General features: G+C 64.3%; 11 protein-coding genes. 5 read left to right on the top strand and 6 right to left on the bottom strand.

The genetic code is table 11. From position 1 onward, the window contains the following. The first annotated feature begins 54 nt into the window (after positions 1 to 54). The 4 genes from QA642_RS18385 to QA642_RS18370 all read left to right on the top strand — a co-directional run bounded on the left by QA642_RS18385 (position 55) and on the right by QA642_RS18370 (position 2,578). Positions 55 to 1,179 carry a flagellar basal body P-ring protein FlgI gene (locus tag QA642_RS18385; RefSeq protein WP_283085891.1) on the top strand — a complete coding sequence of 375 codons (1,125 nt, stop codon included), beginning with the start codon at positions 55 to 57 and terminating at the stop codon, positions 1,177 to 1,179. After that, positions 1,179 to 1,550 (top strand): flagellar assembly peptidoglycan hydrolase FlgJ, encoded by a 372-nt coding sequence (gene flgJ, locus QA642_RS18380; protein WP_283085890.1) that lies wholly within the window; start codon positions 1,179 to 1,181, stop codon positions 1,548 to 1,550. Before QA642_RS18385 ends, flgJ begins: the two co-directional genes overlap by 1 nt. Before the next feature lie 11 nt (positions 1,551 to 1,561). Beyond that, positions 1,562 to 2,059: a hypothetical protein gene (locus tag QA642_RS18375; RefSeq protein WP_283085889.1), complete on the top strand. Its 498-nt coding sequence runs from the start codon at positions 1,562 to 1,564 to the stop codon at positions 2,057 to 2,059. A 159-nt stretch (positions 2,060 to 2,218) separates the two neighbouring features. Next, positions 2,219 to 2,578 carry a hypothetical protein gene (locus QA642_RS18370; protein WP_283085888.1) on the top strand — a complete coding sequence of 120 codons (360 nt, stop codon included), beginning with the start codon at positions 2,219 to 2,221 and terminating at the stop codon, positions 2,576 to 2,578. Positions 2,579 to 2,618: 40 nt separating this feature from the next. Here QA642_RS18370 and flaF read toward each other — a convergent pair whose 3' ends face one another. From flaF to QA642_RS18350, 4 genes are all read right to left on the bottom strand, one after another. Beyond that, the gene (gene flaF, locus QA642_RS18365) at positions 2,619 to 2,987 is read right to left on the bottom strand and encodes a flagellar biosynthesis regulator FlaF (RefSeq protein ID WP_027560338.1); all 369 of its coding nucleotides are present in this window, start codon (positions 2,985 to 2,987) and stop codon (positions 2,619 to 2,621) included. Positions 2,988 to 3,278: 291 nt separating this feature from the next. Next, on the bottom strand, positions 3,279 to 5,519 hold the full coding sequence (locus QA642_RS18360) for a DUF1522 domain-containing protein (RefSeq protein ID WP_283085887.1): 2,241 nt from the start codon (positions 5,517 to 5,519) through the stop codon (positions 3,279 to 3,281). A 242-nt stretch (positions 5,520 to 5,761) separates the two neighbouring features. After that, the gene (locus QA642_RS18355; protein ID WP_283085886.1) at positions 5,762 to 8,002 is read right to left on the bottom strand and encodes a DUF1522 domain-containing protein; all 2,241 of its coding nucleotides are present in this window, start codon (positions 8,000 to 8,002) and stop codon (positions 5,762 to 5,764) included. Between the two features lie 332 nt (positions 8,003 to 8,334). Next, entirely contained in the window at positions 8,335 to 10,575 is a 2,241-nt protein-coding gene (locus tag QA642_RS18350) for a DUF1522 domain-containing protein (RefSeq protein WP_283085885.1), read from the bottom strand. A 323-nt stretch (positions 10,576 to 10,898) separates the two neighbouring features. On the opposite strand from QA642_RS18350, the gene flbT reads away from it, so the two are divergent. Continuing rightward, positions 10,899 to 11,324, top strand: coding sequence for a flagellar biosynthesis repressor FlbT (gene flbT, locus QA642_RS18345; protein ID WP_128932807.1), 426 nt, complete (start codon positions 10,899 to 10,901; stop codon positions 11,322 to 11,324). A gap of 70 nt (positions 11,325 to 11,394) precedes the next feature. Here flbT and QA642_RS18340 read toward each other — a convergent pair whose 3' ends face one another. After that, entirely contained in the window at positions 11,395 to 12,891 is a 1,497-nt protein-coding gene (locus QA642_RS18340; RefSeq protein ID WP_283085884.1) for an aspartate aminotransferase family protein, read from the bottom strand. Beyond that, on the bottom strand, positions 12,888 to 14,141 hold the full coding sequence (locus QA642_RS18335) for a hypothetical protein (protein ID WP_283085883.1): 1,254 nt from the start codon (positions 14,139 to 14,141) through the stop codon (positions 12,888 to 12,890). The genes QA642_RS18340 and QA642_RS18335 overlap by 4 nt, the downstream gene beginning before the upstream one ends.

Genomic DNA, 14,141 nt, shown 5'->3' with positions numbered 1-14,141 from the left:
GCAGAAGGTCCTTCGATTTGAGGAGGCTTTTAGAGGGGCCTTGGGGAGCAGAGGATGCCAGGCGTTCGTTGGGTGAGGATTGTTGGGGCGGCCTGCGCCGCGCTGTCGGCGCTGGCGCTGTCGGTCAGTTCGGCGGCTGCGACCTCGCGCATCAAGGACCTCGCCAACATCGAAGGCGTGCGGCAGAACCAGCTCATCGGCTACGGCCTCGTCGTCGGCCTCAACGGCACCGGCGACACGCTCAACAACATCCCCTTCACCAAGCAGTCGCTGCAAGCGATGCTCGAGCGCATGGGCGTCAACATCCGCGGCGCCACCATCCGCACCGGCAACGTCGCCGCGGTGATGGTCACGGGCAATCTGCCGGCCTTCGCCACGCAGGGCACGCGCATGGACGTCACCGTCTCCGCGCTCGGCGATGCCAAGAACCTCCAGGGCGGCACCCTCCTCGTCACCCCCCTGCTCGGTGCCGACGGCAACGTCTATGCGGTGGCACAGGGCTCGCTTGCGATCTCCGGCTTCCAGGCCGAGGGCGAAGCTGCAAAGATCGTGCGCGGCGTGCCGACCGTGGGCCGCATCGCCAACGGCGCCATCATCGAGCGCGAGATCGAGTTCGCGCTCAACCGGCTGCCGAACGTGCGCCTGGCGCTGCGCAATGCCGACTTCACCACCGCCAAGCGGATCGCAGCAGCGATCAACGACTATCTCGGCGTCAAGACCGCCGAGCCGATCGATCCCTCGACGGTACAGCTTTCGATCCCGCCGGAGTTCAAGGGCAACGTCGTCGCCTTTCTCACCGAGATCGAGCAGCTCCAGGTCGACCCGGATCTCGCGGCCAAGATCATCATCGACGAACGCAGCGGCATCATCGTGATGGGCCGCGACGTCCGCGTCGCCACCGTCGCGGTAGCGCAGGGCAACCTCACGGTCACGATCTCGGAAAGCCCGCAGGTCAGCCAGCCCAACCCGCTATCGCGCGGCCGCACCGTGGTCGCGCCGCGCAGCAGCGTTTCCGTCACCGAGGACGGCAGGAAGCTCGCCCTCGTCAAGGACGGCGTCTCGCTCCAGCAGCTCGTCGACGGCCTCAACGGCCTCGGCATCGGCCCGCGCGATCTCATCAGCATCCTCCAGGCGATCAAGGCCGCCGGCGCGATCGAAGCCGACATCGAGGTGATGTGATGCAGACGAGCACGATCAAGACCCCGCAGCTCACCACGTACTCCCCGGCCTTCTCCGTCGAGAGCCGCGACGGCCGCCCCGACTTCGAACTCGCCGCCGCGCTGCAGAAGGTCTCGCCGCAGCAGCAGGCCAAGGCGCAGAAGACCGCCACCGATTTCGAGGCGATGTTCCTCAACAGCATGTTCTCGCAGATGACCTCGGGCCTGAAGGGCGAAGGCCCGTTCGGCGACACGCCGGGCACCGGGGTGTGGCGCTCGATGCTGACCGAGCAATATTCCAAGAACTTCGCCAAGGCCGGCGGCGTCGGTGTCGCCACCGAGGTCTACCGCACCCTGATCATGCAGCAGGCGAAAACCATCCGCACGGCATAAGGTCAAACGAGATGAACCAGTTCACCGCCGCACGTCAGCCGATGCAAGCTCAGCGCCCGAACACCGCGCCCGGCAGCGCCGAAGCGCGCAAGCTCGCCGAGAATCTGATGGATGCGATGAACGCCCTGCTCGGCCTGATCGAACGCGAGACCGAGCTCGTCCGTGCCGGCCAGGTGCGCGAAGCGATGACGCTCGAGAGCAGGAAGCAAGAGCTGTCGCGCAATTATGTCGGCGCCGTCAGCGACCTCAAGGCGAACCAGGCCCAGCTCGCCAAATCCGCGCCCGAGCTGCTCTCGACGCTGCATCGCCACCACGATGCGTTCCGCGCCATGCTCCAGGTCAATCTCACGGTGCTTGCGACCGCACATGCGGTCTCCGAGAGCGTCGTGCGCGGCGTCAATGCCGAGATCCAGAAGCGCAACGTCCCGAACACCTATACAGCCGCAGGGCGCCGCGCCGCTCCCGGCCCGCGCCACATCACGCCGCTCGCGGTCAGCCGCTCGCTCTGAGCGCGCGCAACAACAACCGACAATTTTACGAAAAACCGCGCGGCAATATCGTCGCGCGGTTAGGCACGTTTGCTTACCAGGTCTTCAATCCTGGTGTTCCATGGTTGCGTATTGAGAGGGGTTGGGATTTGACTCACGCAAGGCAACCAGGAGGCTGCCATGAGTACAGATTTCAGCATCCGGCCGGTGGGGATCCCGGCCCCCGCGCAGATCGTCCCGACGTCGAATTCGGCGGCGAACGAGGCCGTGCAAACTGATTTGCCGGTGAGCCAGACGGTCGCCGCGAGCGATACCAGCGCGGCCGTGCGCAATGATCTTCCGAACAATCAGAACATCTCGCGCCAGGTCGTGTTCGACCAGGCGGCTGCCTCGTTCGTTTTTCAGGTGGTCAACGAGAAGACCGACGCAGTGGTCAACCAGTTCCCCGACGAGGCGATGCTGCGCCGGCGGGCCTATTTCCATGCGGAGGATCTGAAGGCCCAGCCCTCGCGTCCGCTCAATACGGACCTCAGCGCCTGACAGGCTCAGGCTGTCGGCGATAGCCGACGCCGTCACGTCCTCACGGACGGCCGGACAGGCCGGCGGCAATGTTGCGGTTGATCTCGATCAGCGGGCGGAAGTGATCGAACTGCGGGCTCATCTGGAGCGCGGCGGTCTGGCTCAGCACGAACACGCTGATGTTGGCGATCTTCTGCCGGACGTCGAGCGGTTGCGGATTGGTGTCGCGCATCGCCTCGCTGAGGAAGATCGTCCAGAGCTTCCGATTGAACATCAGCGCCTGCATGGTCTGCTCGCTGAGCGGATCGGCGCTGTTGACGGCATCCTGAAGCTTGTTGGCGGCCTTCAGCAGGGTTTGCGCTTCGATGTCCCGGGGAGAGGCAGTGGTCGTTGCGACACGCGCGTAAGCCGAGGCAGCGGAATTCGACATCAATCACACCTTGGAGGTTTACCTAGCCCGTTGAACGCGCTTAAGGATTTCTTTCCCAACCCTAGGCAGCACCGCTTAAGATTTGCTTACGTGTCTGCTTGGAAGCCCTCCGCACTATTACGGGTCACGGAGTCCTTCGTCATCGCGAAGCTAGATGTGCACATGCGCGCTGTAAACACGCTTCGCACGATGCGCATCGATCTCGGCTAATCCTGCCTTAGCGATCTCCATAAAAACGGCGGAGCATCAGCCCCGCCGCGACGTTCAGATTCAATTTCTTGCGCCGCGAAACTAGCGGAGCAGCTGCAGCACGCTCTGCTGCGACTGGTTGGCAAGCGACAGCGCGGACACTGCGATCGACTGACGGGTCGACAGCGCCTGGCTGTTGGCCGCTTCCTCGTTGGTGTCGGCGAGCGTCAGGTTGGAGGAGCCGGTTTGCAGCACGTTGATCAGGTTCTTCGAGAAGTCCTGACGCACCTGCACGATCGAGAGGTTCGAGCCAAGCGCGGACCCTTCCGAGCGCAGCGTGCTCGAGGCCGCATTCAGGCTCGCCAGCACCTTGTTGGTCGCACCGTTGTCGATGAAGTCGACGCCGTTGACGAGGTTGCTGAGGCCGAGGCCGGCCGCGTTGAACACCACGCCGTTGATGCTGAGCGTCGAGCTGCCCGTCTCGTTGAAGACGAGCTTCAGCGTGTCGCCGTTGAGCAGGTTGACGCCGTTGAACGAAGCGTCCTGCGAGGTGGTGTCGATCTGCGCCAGGATGTTGTTGAACTGGTTGACCAGATTGGAGCGCGCCGTCTGCGCCACGGGATCCTGGATCGGCGGCTGCGCGGTGGTGAAGGCAACCGTGCCGGTGATCGTGCCGCCGACGACGCCGCCGGCGATCACAGAGCCGAGCGTCGAAGACGCGTATTCGTTGACGGTGGTGATCGTGAGCACGCCGTTGGCGTCGATCGTCGCCGTCAGGTGGTTGGCCTGAAGCTGGTTGTTGAGCTGGTCGAGCGTCTTGACCGTGCCGTTGGTGCCGTCACCGAAGGTGACGTTGACCGGCTTGCCTCCGTTGAAGGAGGTGAAGGTCAAGGTCTTGCCCGAGATGCTGCCCGGTCCCGGCGCGCGCCCCGCGGTGAAAGCGGTTGCGGTGCCGGTCGCGCCGGTCAGACCGAAGGCGGACAGCGCGTTGCCCGTCCCTGTGATCGACAGATCCGCGTTGGTACCGGTGCTGAGCTTGAGAGCGCCGTTGACGACCGAGGACAGCGATGAACCGCTCGCCGCGACCACGGCGCCCGCGCTGACGATGCCGGCGCCCGATGCCAGGTCGACCGCGTTGAGCGAATCCTGAACGGTTGCGCCCTGCAGATAGACGGTGGAGTTGCCGTTGTTGTCGGTCACGATGTTGCCGATCTTGGTCGACCCCGTCGGCGCGGCAGCAGGGACGGCCGCGTTCTTGAACGTGACTGTCTTGCCGTCGACGTTGAGCGTGGAGCCATCCTGAACCAGCGTGCCCAGCGTGGCCGGGGCGGTCAGACGCGCCTTGGTCACGTTGACATTGCCGGAGCCGGTCGCGGTGGTCAGGCCCAGCGCCTTGAGGAAGTCGGCCTTGCCTGTGATGCTGAGATCGGCGCCGGTGCCGGTGGTGAGGGTGAGCTGGCCGCCGGCGATGGCGGCATTGGCGCCCGAGGAGGTCGACAGCGTTGCGGTGCCGCCCGTGATCGCCGCGGTCTGCACGCCGCTTGCAAGATCGATCGCGTCCATCACGTCCTGGACGTTGGCAGCCGGCGCGGCGGCTGTTCCGAGGTAAACCGTGGAGTTGCCATTACCGTCGGTGACGACGTTGTTGTTCTTGCCGGAGCCGGCGGGAACGTTGGCGACCGCAGGGGCTGCGCCGGCCCTGAAGGTGATGGTCTTGCCGTCGACAATCAGCACATCGCCGTCGGATGGCGCGCCGTTCGCCGCGATGGTGGCGGCGCTCGGCGTACCGAGCAATTTGAGATTCGGCGCAAGGCTATTTGCGGTGCCCGCGCCGTCGGGAGCGGCGTTACCGGTCAGGGGTTGCGAAACGCCACCGAGCGTGGTGGCAGCGGTGATCGGAGTCGTACCGCCGCCCGTGCCGTTGGTGACGACGTTGCCGGTCGCCGTCGCATAGGTGTAGCTCGTGGTGCCGCGCAGATCCGCCGGCGTCGCGCCGGGGATCGTGGTCGAGATGTTCGACTTGGTCGAGTAGCCAACCGTGGTCTGGAGCGCCTGGTTGGCGATCGACTTGGCGCTGTCGATCAGCTTCTGCAGCGAGGTGATGCCGGTGTTGGCCGCCTGAAGCACCTGCACACCGTTGTTGATGCCGTCGAGCAGATTGCTGATGTCGCTCGCCCGGTTGTCCAGCCCCTGCGCTGTGAAGAAGTTGGTCGGATTGTCCAGCGCCGTGTTGACCTTCTTGCCGGTCGACAGTCGGGACTGGGTGGTGGCGAGCAGGTCGGCCGTTGATTGCAGCGACAACAGGTTCTGGCGAACTGACGCCGAGAGAACGATGTTGGACATTGGCGGTCTTCCTTTTGAACCGGATACGAATCGGGCTCGCCGATCTGGAAAGCGGGCTTTTGTCGAGTTTTAGGGGCTGTCCTTTAAAGTATGGTTAACGGCGACTTAAGGGATAGGGTTAATGCCGGGTTAGCGCCCTTCCCGGCCCGGAACACGGGCTCCATCGAGCCCTTGCACGAACGAAAAAAGCGGCGGGGCCGAAGCCCCGCCGCCGGTTTTAGTTCCGTGATTTCAGATGCTTACTAGCGGAGCAGCTGGAGCACGCTCTGCTGCGACTGGTTGGCCAGCGACAGCGCGGAGACCGCGATCGACTGGCGGGTCGACAGCGCCTGGCTGTTGGCCGCTTCCTCGTTGGTGTCGGCGAGCGTCAGGTTGGACGAGCCGGTCTGCAGCACGTTGATCAGGTTCTTGTTGAAGTCCTGACGCACCTGCACCACCGAGAGGTTCGAACCCAGCGTCGAGGCTTCCGAGCGCAGCGTGCTCGAGGCTGCGTTCAGCTTGGCCAGCACCCTGTTGGTCGCGGAGTTGTCGATGAAATCGACACCCTGCACCAGGCCGGCCAGACCCAGACCCTTCGAGTTGAAGGTCACGCCGGTGATGTTCAGGCTCGACTTGCCGGTCTCGTCGAACACCAGCTTGAGCTGGTCGCCGTTCAAGAGGTTCACGCCGTTGAAGGACGAGTCGACCGAGGTCGTGTCGATCTGCGACATGATGTTGTTGTACTGGGACACCAGGTTGGAACGGGTCGCCTGGGCAACCGGGTCAACAGTCGGTGTCGTCGCGTTGGTCCAGGTCAGTGAGGTCGTAATCGTGCCACCGATCGTGCCACCAGCGATGACCGATCCGATCGTCGAGGACGCATAGTCGTTGGTCGCCGAGATCGTGAGCAGGCCGTTGGCGTCGATCGTGGCCGACAGGTTGTTCGCCTGCAGCTGCGTGTTCAGCTGATCGAGCGTCTTGACCGTGCCGCCGGTGCCATCACCGAACGTGACGTTGACCGCCGTGCCGCCGTTGAAGGAGGAGAAGGTCAAGGTCTTGCCCGAGACACCGCCGGCCGATGCGGCGCGGCTCGCCGTGAAGGCGGTGCCGGTGCCGGTGGAGCCGGTCAGGCCGAGCGCCGACAATGCGTTGCCCGAACCTGTGATCGACAGGTCCGCATTCGCACCGGTCGAGAGGTTGAGCGCGCCGGCCACGATCGACGAGTTCTTGGCGCCTGCGGTCGTCTGCAGGGCACCGGAAGCACCCGCCGTCTTGACGGTCTGCACACCGGTCGCAATATCGATGGCGTTCAGAACGTCGTTGATGTTGCCGGACTGAAGGTAAACGGTCGAGTTGCCGTTTCCATCCGTGACCAAATTGCCGACCAGGGTGGAGCCCGTTGCGACTGTGGTGGGCGTCACCGCGTTCGAGAACGTGATCGTCTTGCCATCCACGTTCAGCGTCGAGCCGTCCTTGATCAAAGTGCCGAGTGTGCCTGCGGCGGTTGAGCGCGCCTGGGTCACAGTCACGCTACCGCTGCCCCCTGCCCCGGTCAGGCCTAGGGCCTTCAGGAGGTCGGCCCGGCCACTGATGCTGAGATCAGCACCGGTACCAGTCGTGAGGGTAAGAACACCACCTGCGCTAACGGAAGCCAAAGTGCCCGAGCCGGCGACGACGGCATTACCAGCGCCGTTAAGTTTCCCAGCTCCGGTCGCCAGATCGATCGCATTGAGCAGGTCCTGCACCGTGCCGGTCGCACCCGTGGCACCCGTGTAGACGGTAGAGTTTCCGTTGCCGTCCGTAACGATGTTGCCGACCTTGTTCGAGCCGGAGGGCGCCGCGGTCGGAACGTCGGCCGCCTTGAAGGTGATCGTGTGGCCATCGACCGTCAACGTCTCGCCGTCCGAAGGCGCGCCCTTGGCGGCAATGGTTGTCGCTGAGGGGGTGCCGGCGAGCGTAAGGGTCGTAGCCAGTTTGGCCGCAGTTCCTGCACCGTCAGGCGCCGCGGATCCGACCAGCGAAGCGGACCCGCCGCCGAGCGTGGTTGTTCCGGACGCAACGGTGGTACCGCCCGCACTACCGTCGAACACCACGTTCGAGAGCGCGGTCGTGCTGGTGTAGGTCGTGGTGCCGCGCAGGTCGGAGGCCGTCGCGCCAGCAATCGTGGTCGAGACGTTCGACTTGGTCGAATAGCCGACCGTGGTCTGCAGCGCCTGGTTGGCGATCGACTTGGCGGAGTCCAGCAGCTTCGAGAGCGAGGTGATGCCGGTGTTGGCAGCCTGGAGCACCTGCACGCCGTTGGCAATGCCATCGAGCAGGTTGTTGATGTCGCTGGCGCGGTTGTCGAGCGACTGTGCCGTGAAGAAGTTGGTGGGGTTATCCAGTGCCGTGTTCACCTTCTTGCCGGTCGACAGACGCGACTGGGTGGTGGCGAGGAGGTCGGCGGTGGACTGGAGAGAGAGCAGGTTCTGGCGAACCGACGCAGAGAGAACAATACCGGACATAACTCTTACCCTTCTGGTTTACGCGTCTTCGTTCGATCGCTTCGGATCGAGTGACGGGCACAGCCTGCGCGGACATGGCTAACAAAGGGTGAAACCTTCTCACGAGCCGTAAGCGCCGGTTCACCATAAGGCTCAGAGAGCGGGTCAAGATCGGTGACGATCGACCTGAAACTCCTCATGCTTTTTCGGCGTTTGCTCCCTGTTAACCATAACCAACGGTTACTTTTTCAGAGCCGCCAGACCACCTCTCGATCGGCTGCGCAAAAAGGCAAAAAGAAAGCGGCGGGGCCGAAGCCCCGCCGCCATGACTTGATTGCGATGTCAGCCGCTTATTAGCGGAGCAGCTGGAGCACGCTCTGCTGCGACTGGTTGGCCAGCGACAGCGCGGAAACCGCGATCGACTGGCGGGTCGACAGCGCCTGGCTATTGGCCGCTTCCTCGTTGGTGTCGGCCAGCGTCAGGTTGGACGAGCCGGTCTGCAGCACGTTGATCAGGTTCTTGTTGAAGTCCTGACGCACCTGCACGACGGAGAGGTTCGAACCGAGCGTCGAGGCTTCCGAGCGCAGCGTGCTCGAGGCCGTGTTCAGCTTGGTCAGCACCTTGTTGGTCGCGGCGTTGTCGATGAAGTCGGTGCCCTGCACCAGGCCGGCCAGACCCAGACCCTTCGAGTTGAAGGTCACGCCGGTGATGCTGAGGTTGGACTTGCCGGTCTCGTCGAACACCAGCTTGAGCTGGTCGCCGTTGAGCAGGTTGACACCGTTGAACGACGCGTCCAGCGAGGTCGTGTCGATCTGCGTCATGATGTTGTTGTACTGGGACACCAGGTTGGTACGGGTGGCCTGGGCAACAGCATCAGCAACCGGCGCGGTCGCGTTCGACCAGGTCAGGGTCGAAGTGATCGTGCCGCCGATGGTACCGCCAGCGGTGGCGGATCCGATCGTCGAGGACGCATAGTCGTTGGTGGCCGCGACCGTGAGCAGGCCGTTGGCATCGATCGTGGCCGTCAGGTTGTTGGCCTGCAGCTGCGTGTTCAGCTGATCGAGCGTCTTGACCGTGCCGCCGGTGCCATCACCGAAGGTGACGTTGACCGCCGCGCCGCCGTTGAAGGAGCTGAAGGTCAAGGTCTTGCCGGAGATGCCACCCGACGCCGCGGAACGGCTCGCCGTGAAGGCGGTGCCGGTGCCGGTGGAGCCGGTCAGGCCGAGCGCCGACAGCGCATTCTTGGTGCCGGTGATCGACAGGTCCGCGTTCGCACCGGTCGAGAGGTTGAGCGCGCCGGCCACGATCGACGAGTTCTTGGCGCCTGCGGTCGTCTGCAGGGCACCGGAAGCACCCGCCGTCTTGACGGTCTGCACACCGGTCGCAAGATCGATGGCGTTCAGAACGTCGTTGATGTTGCCGGCCTGAAGGTAAACGGTCGAGTTGCCGTTTCCATCCGTGACCAAATTGCCGACCAGGGTGGAGCCCGTTGCGACTGTGGTGGGCGTCACCGCGTTCGAGAACGTGATCGTCTTGCCATCCACGTTCAGCGTCGAGCCGTCCTGGATCAAAGTGCCGAGTGTGCCTGAGGCGGTTGAGCGCGCCTGGGTCACAGTCACGCTACCGCTGCCCCCTGCCCCGGTCAGGCCTAGGGCCTTCAGGAGGTCGGCCCGGCCACTGATGCTGAGATCAGCACCGGTACCAGTCGTGAGGGTAAGAACACCACCTGCGCTAACGGAAGCCAAAGTGCCCGAGCCGGCGACGACGGCATTACCAGCGCCGTTAAGTTTCCCAGCTCCGGTCGCCAGATCGATCGCATTGAGCAGGTCCTGCACCGTGCCGGTCGCACCCGTGGCACCCGTGTAGACGGTAGAGTTTCCGTTGCCGTCCGTAACGATGTTGCCGACCTTGTTCGAGCCTGAGGGCGCCGCGGTCGGAACGTCGGCCGCCTTGAAGGTGATCGTGTGGCCATCGACCGTCAACGTCTCGCCGTCCGAAGGCGCGCCCTTGGCGGCAATGGTCGTCGCTGAGGGGGTGCCGGCGAGCGTAAGGGTCGTAGCCAGTTTGGCCGCAGTTCCTGCACCGTCAGGCGCCGCGGATCCGACCAGCGAAGCGGACCCGCCGCCGAGCGTGGTTGTTCCGGACGCAACGGTGGTACCGCCCGCACTACCGTCGAACACCACGTTCGAGAGCGCGGTCGTGCTGGTGTAGGTCGTGGTGCCGCGCAGGTCGGAGGCCGTCGCGCCAGCAATCGTGGTCGAGACGTTCGACTTGGTCGAATAGCCGACCGTGGTCTGCAGCGCCTGGTTGGCAATCGACTTCGCGGAGTCCAGCAGCTTCTGCAGCGAGGTGATGCCGGTGTTGGCAGCCTGCAGCACCTGCACGCCGTTGGCGATGCCATCGAGCAGATTGTTGATGTCGCTGGCGCGGTTGTCGAGCGACTGGGCGGTGAAGAAGTTGGTGGGGTTATCCAGCGCCGAGTTCACCTTCTTGCCGGTCGACAGACGCGACTGGGTGGTGGCGAGGAGGTCGGCGGTGGACTGGAGGGAGAGCAGGTTCTGACGAACCGAGGAGGAGAGAACGATACCGGACATACTGTTACCTTTCTGGTAGCTACGCGTCCTGCTTGACCGAAATTGATCAAACGACGGGCGGACGGTGCCTCCGAGCCTCTAACAATCCGTGAAATGAAACCGCCGGTTTGTCCGCGTCGTACCCAAAACGCATTTCCGCACGGTTGCAGCGGAGGTCTTTTCGATCGTTCAAGCCATTGACCTCGTTATATTATTTTACACGACCGCGAATCTTTACGACCCGTTAACCACATTCGGCAAGGATTGGACCCAAATCAGAGCTGGCGGTTGTCATTCACTGGGACGCGCGCCGCTCGTTACAAAAGGGTTGATGGAGAACAGGCATGGCTCTCAAGGTCGAGCTCAAACCGCACGAACGCATCATCGTCGGCAACTCCGTAATCACCAACACGGACCAGCGCGCCCGTCTTCTGATCGACGGCGAGAACGTGCCGATCCTGCGCGAGCGCGACATCCTCACGCCGGAGACCGCCGACACCCCCGCCAAGCTCGTCTATCTGGCGGTCCAGCTGATGTACATCTCGCCGGATCCGCAGACCCAGCACGGCACCTACTTCAACCTCGTGCGTGACATCGTCACCGCGGTGCCGAGCTCCTGGCCGATCATCGAGGGCATCAACAACAACATCATGAGCGGCGACCTCTACCGAGCCCTCAAGGAGGCCCGCAAGCTGATCGCCTATGAAGACAAGCTGCGCGATCAGTACAAAGCCACTCATCCGAACGGCGACGTCAGTTCGGCCGCTTGAGCGCTTCGCGCATCTGAAAACAAAACGCCCCGGACTAGGTCCGGGGCGTTTTGTTTTTGAGAGCAAGATGTCACTGCGCCGCGAGCGGCGGCGCCTCGACCTCGGTCACGCCGCCGCTGCGCTGCGCGCCGAACTTGAGCACGGCCGCAACCAGCGCATCGATGTCGGTCTCTTCGGTGCGATGATTGGCGATCGCCGCGCGGATCGCGAACTTGCCATCCAGCGTCGTGCTCGACGGCGCCGCGATGCCGGACTCCTGAATGTCGGCGACAACCTCGCGGTTGACCGCGTCGCCTGCGCGATAGCGGAAGCAGACGATGTTGAGATTCACCGGCGCCAGCAATTCCAGCCGCGGCTCGGCCAGAATGCGCGCCTCGAGATATTTTGCCAGCGCACAGCTTCGCGCGATCACCGCGCCGAGGCGATCGGTGCCGAACGTCTTCAGCGTGAACCAGGTCTTCAGCGCGCGGAAGCCGCGCGACAGGTCGGGGCCGAGATCGCAGGGCCAGACCGTGCCCGCTGCAAGCCCCCTCGCCTCGCGGCTGAGATAGGCCGCCGGCTGCGCAAAGGCCTGCCGATGCTGCTCGCCATCACGGACCAGCAGGAAGCCAGCGTCGTAAGGCACCTGCCCCCATTTGTGGAAATCGAGCGCGATGGAATCGGCGAGCTCGATGCCGCCGAGCAGTGGCGCGAGCTCGGGCGAGAGGATCGCGAGCGCACCGAAGGCGCCGTCGACGTGAAACCAGATGCCTTCCTCGCGGCAGAGCTGCGCGACAGCCCTGAGGTCGTCGATCGCGCCGATATCGACCGTGCCGGCAGAGGCGACGACGAGGAACGGCTTGAAACCGATCTCGCGGTCCGCGGCAATCTGCGCGCGCAGCGCGGCGACGTCGATGCGATGATCGACGTCGACATCGACCTTGCGCAGTGCATCGGCGCCGAGCCCGGCGATGTCCATCGCCCGCGAGACGCAGCCATGCGCGGCCCGCGAGGTATAGGCGGCGAGCAGCGCGCCGTCATTGCCGATGCCGTGCTGCCGCGCCAGCGTGCCGAGCGCAGCCGTGCGTGCCACCAGCACCGCCATCAGATTGGCCATCGACGTGCCCGTGACGAAGATGCCGCTCGCGCTGTCCGGGAAGGCGAACAGGCTGCGCATCCAACCGACGATCTGGCGCTCGACCTCGATCGGCATGTGGTCGCGCCCGCCGAGATTGGCGTTGAGGCCGGCCGCGAGCATCTCCGCGAGCATGCCGACCGCGGTGCCGCCGCCATGCACCCAGCCCATGAAGCCGGGATGGACGTTGCCCGTCGCATAGGGGGCGACATGCTCTGCGAATTCGCGATAGACCTCGGCGAGCTCGCTCGCCCCGCGCGGCACGTCGCTCTTCAAGGCCGCGCGGACGCCGTCGGGGATCGGCTGCCACACCGGCCGCGAGCGGATGTTGGCGATGCCGTCGATGGTCTCGTCGAGCATGCGATGGGCGAGCGCGCGGAATTCGCTCCAGTCCTGCGGATCGAGCGAGCCGTTCGTGACGGAGCTCTGCGTGTTGCGGATGATCTCGTTCATGCTGCGCTCTCCGCGCCGGCCTTGGCGTGCCGCGACAGCATCGCGGTGAACGCGGCGAAGATCTTGCGCATCTGCGGCGGCTTGTAGGGAAACACGGCCGGCGGATCCATGTTGTGCACGACGGCGGTGTTGTCGGCCTCGAAGACCAAGAGCTCGCCATCGCGGTTCTCGGCGCAATCGAGGATGAAATAGTCAAGGCCGACGCGCTTGCTCATCTCGTCGAGCGCCTTCTTGTGGCGCGCCGCGAACGCGTGATCGAAGTCCTGCATGAAGACGGCCTCTTCAGCGCGCTTCTCCTCGCTGAACGCCATGTAGGCGTTGAGATACCAGATATCCCAGCGATCGGCGATCGCCATGTGGCAGGCATAAGGCTTGCCGTCGACCATCGTGAGCCGGATCTTGCGAAAGAGCCCGTCGGGACTCGCGTAGTTGACGAAACGCGCGACGAAAAAGTCCTGTTCTTGCCGCTCGACAAGATAGGCTTCGAGCGCAGCCGCATCGTCCATCTTCGCAAGCCCGACGCCGGCGTGCGTCCCGCGCGGCCGTACTATCATTGGAAAGTGCAGTTCGCCCGTAATCTCCGTGCAAGCGATCCGCCCCTCCGAGAGAGCCGTCAATTGCGCACGGGTCGCGTTGGCGGTCACGGGAATATCGAGACCCGGGATATCAGCCAGCAACCGATAGAGCTTGTCGCGATCGAGATTGCCAATCAGCTCGGGGCGATTGAGCAAAGGCCGCGGCCAGCGCGGCGCGGCCGCTGCGATGACGGCGAGCGCCTCGCGGCATTCCTCGGAATCGGAAGCGACCACGATGGCGACGTCGTGATCAGGCAACGTCTCGGGCAGACCGACTCCGTGGACCACATACAGCGTCAGCAGCTCGATGTCGGAGCCCTCGAGCAGGAATTCGATCGGGGTGTTGCCGCCCATGTCGATATCGGCGGCGAGCGCGAGCACGCGCAGGCGCGGCTTGGCAACCGCGCACGGCGTGCGAAACAATTGGTGGAAGGCGAGCACCTCGGTCTGGATCACGAGCCCGGCCTCCTTCTCGCCGAGAAGCTGGGCAATCAGCGACAGATCGAGGCCCTCCCCCGCCTCCGCCGTTCCCTCCGCGATCCGCGCCAGCAGATGCTCGCGCAGCGGATGCAGATCGCCGCCCTCGAAGGCCCGCCGCGTCAACTGCGCAAAGCCGATGCGGTCGGAATAGTTCGGCGTGGTCACGCTATCAGGCGCGGAAACAGGATGCAGCAT

The organism is Bradyrhizobium sp. CB2312, from assembly GCF_029714425.1.
Lineage (GTDB): Bacteria > Pseudomonadota > Alphaproteobacteria > Rhizobiales > Xanthobacteraceae > Bradyrhizobium.
This window is presented reverse-complemented; position numbering and strand designations above follow the sequence as displayed.

Excerpts from the sequence above, each read along its gene's own strand:
- flgJ (WP_283085890.1), top strand. The coding sequence starts at position 1,179 with ATGCAGACGAGCACGATCAAGACCCCGCAGCTCACCACGTACTCCCCG.
- QA642_RS18350 (WP_283085885.1), bottom strand. The coding sequence starts at position 10,575 with ATGTCCGGTATCGTTCTCTCCTCCTCGGTTCGTCAGAACCTGCTCTCC.
- QA642_RS18385 (WP_283085891.1), top strand. The coding sequence starts at position 55 with ATGCCAGGCGTTCGTTGGGTGAGGATTGTTGGGGCGGCCTGCGCCGCG.
- QA642_RS18335 (WP_283085883.1), bottom strand. The coding sequence starts at position 14,141 with ATGCTGCATCCTGTTTCCGCGCCTGATAGCGTGACCACGCCGAACTAT.
- QA642_RS18360 (WP_283085887.1), bottom strand. The coding sequence starts at position 5,519 with ATGTCCAACATCGTTCTCTCGGCGTCAGTTCGCCAGAACCTGTTGTCG.
- flaF (WP_027560338.1), bottom strand. The coding sequence starts at position 2,987 with ATGTCGAATTCCGCTGCCTCGGCTTACGCGCGTGTCGCAACGACCACT.
- QA642_RS18355 (WP_283085886.1), bottom strand. The coding sequence starts at position 8,002 with ATGTCCGGTATTGTTCTCTCTGCGTCGGTTCGCCAGAACCTGCTCTCT.
- flbT (WP_128932807.1), top strand. The coding sequence starts at position 10,899 with ATGGCTCTCAAGGTCGAGCTCAAACCGCACGAACGCATCATCGTCGGC.
- QA642_RS18370 (WP_283085888.1), top strand. The coding sequence starts at position 2,219 with ATGAGTACAGATTTCAGCATCCGGCCGGTGGGGATCCCGGCCCCCGCG.
- QA642_RS18340 (WP_283085884.1), bottom strand. The coding sequence starts at position 12,891 with ATGAACGAGATCATCCGCAACACGCAGAGCTCCGTCACGAACGGCTCG.
- QA642_RS18375 (WP_283085889.1), top strand. The coding sequence starts at position 1,562 with ATGAACCAGTTCACCGCCGCACGTCAGCCGATGCAAGCTCAGCGCCCG.